Source organism: Planctomycetota bacterium, from assembly GCA_035384565.1.
Taxonomy (GTDB): Bacteria; Planctomycetota; PUPC01; order DSUN01; family DSUN01; genus DAOOIT01.
The window spans coordinates 1-5916 of record DAOOIT010000136.1 but is presented as its reverse complement, the minus strand read 5'-3'; the positions used below and the strand labels follow the sequence as shown (position 1 = coordinate 5916).

Genomic DNA, 5916 nt, shown 5'->3' with positions numbered 1-5916 from the left:
CCCCGCGGCTTCGCCCCGCGCGGGCCCAGGGGTGTGGTTCGCCGGACGGATACACTGTAGGCACACTGGAACTGTTCCTCCGCGGCGGCGCGAACCGCATGCAGCGCGGCCAATATCGTTGCTGCGGTCAAGAGGTGCCACCGGCCCGGAGAACATCCACCTCGCCTAGTGCCCATTACCCATCCTCCAGATGCCGCGTGTTTCGAAGCGATGGTGCCGGCCCCGTTCCTTTGCCGCGTGTCCTCATCGGCCCCGTGCGGCCGGCGATTTCGACCACGCCGCTACTTGCTCAGTATACCACAGAATCGGCGCTTGTCACGCGCGTTGATTTTCGAGTCCTCGTCGGGGAGCCACTAGTTTTCGGTCCGCGGGTTCGAGTCCTCGGAGAGCGCCAGTCAACTGGCATGGAGTAGCGAATGAGAGAGTCGTACGGTGAAGGCCCAGCGAGCCACACCGGCCCCAGCCGTGCGCCCGTGCCCGCAAGGGCAGGGGCGAAGCGTCGGTCAATGGGGACGTGCAGGCAGGGTATTGAGCCGCGAAACCGAACTCAGCCCGGAGTGCCGACGCGCTCGAGGATGTCGGAAGGCTACTCCGGCCACGCCGCTAGCGCGAGGCGTGGTTGGACTCCGCGCGGTCAGAGACCCCAGGCATGCACGGACGCTCCATGCGCAGGAACTGGGAGATCCCACGTCCGGCCTCGCAACGATGGCCGCGAGGCCCGCACCGTGAACCCTCTGGGGGCAAGGCGGTGATGGACGGGCGTGGGAAGTCGGACAGCCCCACAGTACCGAAGACGCCTCCGAACAAAGGCGGCGGTGCGCCGTCGCTGGCGAAGGGGGCCGAGGGAAGGGGGCTGGCCAAGGGGAATCCGGGCCAGCGAAGCAAGCCCCGGACGCAGTGCCGGACGGGGGCGGATATGGCGCGCCCTAAACGGGCACGAAGCGGGAAACCGCGGACACGGCCAAGGGACAGCGCCTACGTCGGCTCCGACGGCTTGTCCCCTGCGCTGGACCGGATACGGCAGGCAGCGGTCAAGGACAGGGAGCAGCGGTTCTCCGCTCTGTGGCACCACATCTATGACGTTGGCCGCCTCCGCGAGGAGTACTACAACCTCAAGCCGCATGCGGCACCGGGGGTGGACGGCGAGACGTGGCAGGAGTATGGGGAGCACTTGGAGGCCCGCCTTCAGGACCTCTCGGAGCGACTGCGGCGGGGCGCGTATCGCGCCCAGCCGGTGCGCCGCGTATACATCCCGAAGGCCGACGGGCGGCAACGCCCCATCGGCGTGCCGGCGCTGGAGGACAAGCTCGTCCAGCGGGCGGCGACGGCGGTGTTGCAGGCGGTGTACGAGGTGGACTTCAGGGGCTTCTCGTATGGCTTTCGGCCGGGGCGTGGGGCGCACGACGCCCTTGACGCGCTGGCCGTGGGCATCCACGCGCGGCGGGTGAACTGGATGCTCGACGCGGACATTCGTGGATTCTTCGACGCCATCTCCCACGAATGGCTGGTGAAGTTCGTCGAGCATCGCATCGCGGACCGGCGCGTCGTCCGCCACGTGCGTAAGTGGCTCAAGGCCGGCGTGCTGGAAGACGGGCAGTGGAGGCAGGTGGAGACGGGCACGCCCCAGGGCGGGAGTATCAGCCCGCTGCTGGCGAACGTCTATCTCCACTACGTCTTCGATCAGTGGGCGGACGGGTGGCGCCGCCGCCACGCGACGGGCGACGTCATCATCGTCCGCTACGCCGACGACTTCGTGGTGGGCTTCGAGCACCGCTCGGACGCCGAGCGCTTTCAGGGGGAGCTTGTGGAACGCTTCCGCAAGTTCGGCCTGGAACTGCATGCCGAAAAGACGCGCCTGATCGAGTTTGGCCGCCACGCGGCCAGCGACCGGTCAGCACGCGGCGACGGCAAGCCCGAGACCTTCGACTTCCTCGGCTTCACGCACGTGTGCGGGAAGACGCGGAAGGGAAGGTTCATCGTGGTTCGGCGCCCGATGGGGAAGCGAATGCGGCGGACGCTGGCGGCGATCAAGGAGGTACTTCGCCGCCGGCTCCACCATTCCATCGTCGAGGTCGGACGGTGGTTGGGGAAGGTGATGCGAGGGTGGTACCAGTACTACGCGGTGCCACTCACGTCGCCGCAACTGGGGGCGTTCCGCACCCGCGTCGGGCGGCTGTGGTATGGCGCTTTGCGCCGCCGCAGCTATAAGACCCGGATCACGTGGGAGCGGATGCACCGCCTCATCGCCTGCTGGTTGCCCGAACCGCGTATCCTGCACCCGTATCCCTGGGAGCGCCTGCGCGTCTGACCCAAGGCAAGAGCCCGGTGCGGTAGTTCCGCACGCCGGGATCTGTGCGGGGGGCCGCCCGAAAGGGCGGTCCCTACCGCGACTCGGGGAGCCACTCTTTTCGGGCGCGAACTGATGCTCGCTTTGGTTTACAGCATTGCTGGGCCGAGGACAGGTTCCGGAAGCGCTGCGTATCCTGATGTGGACCACGGACTTACGTCGCCGCATCTCGGGGGCAGGCTTGCCCTCGTGGGGTTCGGACGTGGCAACCGCGGGTGCGCTGGCGCGCACAGACGCGCCCCGAGCACCGGCGGCCCAATGGCAGCGGCAGCAGTGCCGGGGCTGCGTTCTGCCCTCGCGCCCTGCCGCGGGTCGCTCGGAGAAGCGGCGCTTTGGGTAGGCGCTCAACGTCGGGGCCGCCTGCAAGCCGTTGCCTGCCAAGGGGATAGAGCCAGGGGCGCCTCCTTGCGGGGTGCCAGGCGAGAACCAGGTGAATCGGGACGGTGCCGGACGACGGGCTGTAAACCAATAGGTTCGTCAGTTTCGCGGCCGGCTGCACCACCATTGACGCGCGGCCGGCGGCCACAGGGGCCTGCCGGGAGCGGTGCTCGCGAACGTTGGCCCAGGGGCCGCCTGTCCGCTGGCGCTGGGACCCTGGGTCGAACGGGCGCGAAGGGTCGCCCCTGGGCCGACGTGGGCCGCCCCTGGCCGCAGACGGGCGAGCGCCAGGGGCCCGGGGGTGGCTGTGGCCTTGCCGCGGTCTGCCAGCGCGACGGGTCTTCCCCCCCCGCGAATCTCCGAGCTGCCAGTGCGTGGGCAGCTTGGGGCCGAGGCCGAGGCGGAGGGGGTGAGTTCTGGCCGCGGGCGAATCCGTTGCCCCGAGGCCCCGCGCGTTCGGCTCCGCCTGTCGCTGGACTGCCTGTGTCGCGGGGTGTTCTTCTTCGGCGGTAGTGTCGGGGGTGTGCGCGAGGGTGTCGAGAGGGTCGCTCCCGGGGGCGGCGCCGCAGGGTCGCGGGGGGCACGGGGTTACGCCACGGGATTCGTGGGGGCCGCGGCAGATCCCCTCGGTCTGGGCGGATCTGTGCCTTCTGTTCCTCGTGGGCAGCTCGGCTGTGTTCCCTCTCTGGTCGAAGAGGCACCGCCCCGGGCGTGGGAGCCGAGGGCGGTGCGGCAAGAGGAAGGATCAGAGAGGGTCAGTTCGTGGCCGGTGTCTCCTGTGGGGCGGTCTCCTGCGGCTGCGCCTGCTGTCGGCGGCGGCGCTTGGGCAGTGCATCCTGAGGGAAGGCGAGGGTCTGAACGTGGCCCTGGGCCTGCGCCCACTCGAGGAGCATCCGGAGCACGCGGACGATCTGGTCCACCGTCGGTTGAGCGCGTTCGGCCCCACTTGGCTTCTTGAGGAGCGCGTCGCTCTTCAGGAACCGGCCGACGTCGGCGGGCCGGAGCGCCTTGAGGGCCTTCGCCTCACCGAAGAAGCCGGCAACGACCTCAAGCGCTTTGTTGTAGGTCCTCACGGTGTGCACGTTCTTCCCGGCCGCCCGCAGGTGCTCCAGGTACTGCGGTGCGGCATCCTTCAGGGTCAACTGGCTGGGCATCGTGTCCTCCTTTCAAGAGGGCGCCCTGCTGGTGTGTGGCGGGCCGCCACGTCGGCGGCCGCTCGGCCACGTGTGTCGTGAACATAGGGGCATCGGGGCGACGAGAAGTCAAGGCAAATGTGATCGGGATTCTTCATGGCGCCTGAGCGAGCATCGCAGCGGGAGAGAGGAAGAACACATCCTGCTGGGTGAAGTCGAGAAGGCTGCTGGCGTCGAAGGTCGAGAGCGTGAAGGGGTCGAGGTCGAGCAGGCGGTGCGGCTCGCGGTTAAGGACTGAGCGGAGCATCCAGGCCTCACTGGAGTAGAAGACGGCCCGCAGACGCGGGGCGTAGGCGGCGTCGAGCGGCATGTCGCCTTTGAGGAGGCGGAGCCGTCCCGGCTTGCCTTGGCAGACCCACGCCGCTGAGGTCGACCCCGCGCACAGCGCGAGCATGGACTTGAACTCGGCGTCGTTCTTGGCTCGGCGCACCATGCGGAATAGGACCTCGGAGTCCACTTCGGCAGACCGGGGCAGGCGGAACCTGCGGAAGAGTTCGTCGGCGTTGATCACCGTGCCGTTGTGGGTTCCGTACACGACGCCCCTTGCGCCCCCTGCGGGCCCTGCGCTCGGCCCTATCACGAGCGGATGATTGTTCGCGTTGTTCCTCTCGCTGCCTTGCGTCTTGTAGCGCGTGTGCCCGAGGATCACAGTCACCGCGTTGTCGGGCCGAAGCGTGTGCCAGTAGTTCTCTGCCTGGATCAGGCTGCACGCGGCCACGGGGCGCTTGAACACGGCGGCGGACCCGTCCTTGCGGAGGACGGCGATGCCCGTCGCATGGTGCCCTCGCTTCTGGTTCAGCAGGAGCAGGCCGGTGAACAGAGTCCGGATGGTGACCAGCTCGTCGCGTTTCCGGCGCTTGCGGCCGAGGATGACGCCTGTGAGTCCGCACATGCTACTTCTCCTCCTCAGCCGCGAAGCCGTGGAAGACGCCGATGGCGTACAGCTTGTGACGGGTTCTGATCCAGCGGGCCGCTTCCTCGAAGCCGAACTCCTCTGCGAGCTGGGCGACGACGGGGCGGTCGAGCATGTTGGTCAAACCGGAGCGGCGCACGGCCTCGAGGCCATCGAGCACGGCTTTGGGCACCTTCACCTTTGCCATCTCAATCCTCCTTCTTCGCGTCGAGTCCCAGGCGGTGATCCAGTTCCGCGAGTTCGTCCGGAGTGAGGCGCAGCTTGGGGCGCAGGAACTTCCACGCGCCGGGCAAGTCGCCGGCGTTGAGCAGCCTCGCGGTCTCGCGGACCATGTGCTCCACCTCGCCGAGGTCGGCACCCGAAAGCTGCTGGAGCTTCGCCAGGCCGACGCGGTCCAGCTCGCGGATGAACGACTCGCAACGGTCGTCGAGCTTCTCGCCGGTCAGCGCAAGCTCGACCCCCTCGACCTCCTTGAGCCGCTTCTGGACGACGGCGACATAGTGGAGCACGTCTTTGACATCGCTGAACATCGAGGCGCCCTTCATGGCGCGGACGATGTCGAGGGCCGTCTCGCCCTCGAACGCCTCGCCGTCTCTGGTGGTGATGCGGAGCATAAGCTGCCTCCTTACGTCAGGAACCGGGAGAAGACATCGGGGAGTTGCGGGGCATCGCCTTCAGCAGGGTCGGCGTCCTCGGCGGGCGCCTCCTCTGCGGTGCGGGATGCTTCTGGGGCGACCGCAGGGGCGGGCGGAGCGGCCCGCCGGCCGTTCTTCCACGCGGCGCTGCCGGCGAGGTTCGCCATCAGGTGCCTGCGGCACGTCTTGAACTCGTCGCCGATCAATCCGAGGTGCAAGGCGAAGACCCGGAAGTCGTACTTGTCGCTGTGGCCGTTGGCCTTACGCTGCCGGCTCGATGCCGCTCGCGCGTTGAGAGCCTTTGCAGCCAGGGCCAGGCAGAACTGGACGTAGGCCTTCACCTTCCCTGCATGGAGCGTGCCATCGAATGCGCGGTTATGCGAAGCTTCGCATAACCGCGCTTATGCGCAGTTGCGAATTATGCGCAGTTGGGCGGCGGCGCGCGGCTCT

5 protein-coding genes and 1 pseudogene are annotated in these 5916 nt (G+C 68.1%); 1 reads left to right on the top strand and 5 read right to left on the bottom strand.

Annotation, left to right across the window (positions count from 1 at the left end; genetic code table 11):
- Positions 1–994: 994 nt before the first annotated feature.
- Positions 995–2308 (top strand): group II intron reverse transcriptase/maturase, encoded by a 1314-nt coding sequence (ltrA, locus tag PLE19_23730; protein ID HPD17959.1) that lies wholly within the window; start codon positions 995–997, stop codon positions 2306–2308.
- Positions 2309–3480: 1172 nt separating this feature from the next.
- Here ltrA and PLE19_23725 read toward each other — a convergent pair.
- The 5 genes and pseudogenes from PLE19_23725 to PLE19_23705 form a co-directional block, all read right to left on the bottom strand.
- Positions 3481–3879, bottom strand: a complete 399-nt coding sequence (locus tag PLE19_23725; protein HPD17958.1) for a hypothetical protein — start codon at positions 3877–3879, stop codon at positions 3481–3483.
- A gap of 133 nt (positions 3880–4012) precedes the next feature.
- Entirely contained in the window at positions 4013–4810 is a 798-nt protein-coding gene (locus PLE19_23720; GenBank protein HPD17957.1) for a glucosamine 6-phosphate synthetase, read from the bottom strand.
- Between the two features lies 1 nt (position 4811).
- Positions 4812–5018: a DUF5049 domain-containing protein gene (locus PLE19_23715; protein HPD17956.1), complete on the bottom strand. Its 207-nt coding sequence runs from the start codon at positions 5016–5018 to the stop codon at positions 4812–4814.
- A gap of 1 nt (position 5019) precedes the next feature.
- The gene (locus PLE19_23710) at positions 5020–5445 is read right to left on the bottom strand and encodes a hypothetical protein (protein ID HPD17955.1); all 426 of its coding nucleotides are present in this window, start codon (positions 5443–5445) and stop codon (positions 5020–5022) included.
- A gap of 11 nt (positions 5446–5456) precedes the next feature.
- Positions 5457–5834, bottom strand: a pseudogene (locus PLE19_23705) (hypothetical protein).
- Positions 5835–5916 lie beyond the last annotated feature (82 nt).

Bases quoted from the DNA above. Each gene is read 5' to 3' on its own strand.
- PLE19_23720 (HPD17957.1), bottom strand. From the start codon at position 4,810: ATGTGCGGACTCACAGGCGTCATCCTCGGCCGCAAGCGCCGGAAACGC.
- PLE19_23710 (HPD17955.1), bottom strand. From the start codon at position 5,445: ATGCTCCGCATCACCACCAGAGACGGCGAGGCGTTCGAGGGCGAGACG.
- PLE19_23715 (HPD17956.1), bottom strand. From the start codon at position 5,018: ATGGCAAAGGTGAAGGTGCCCAAAGCCGTGCTCGATGGCCTCGAGGCC.
- PLE19_23725 (HPD17958.1), bottom strand. From the start codon at position 3,879: ATGCCCAGCCAGTTGACCCTGAAGGATGCCGCACCGCAGTACCTGGAG.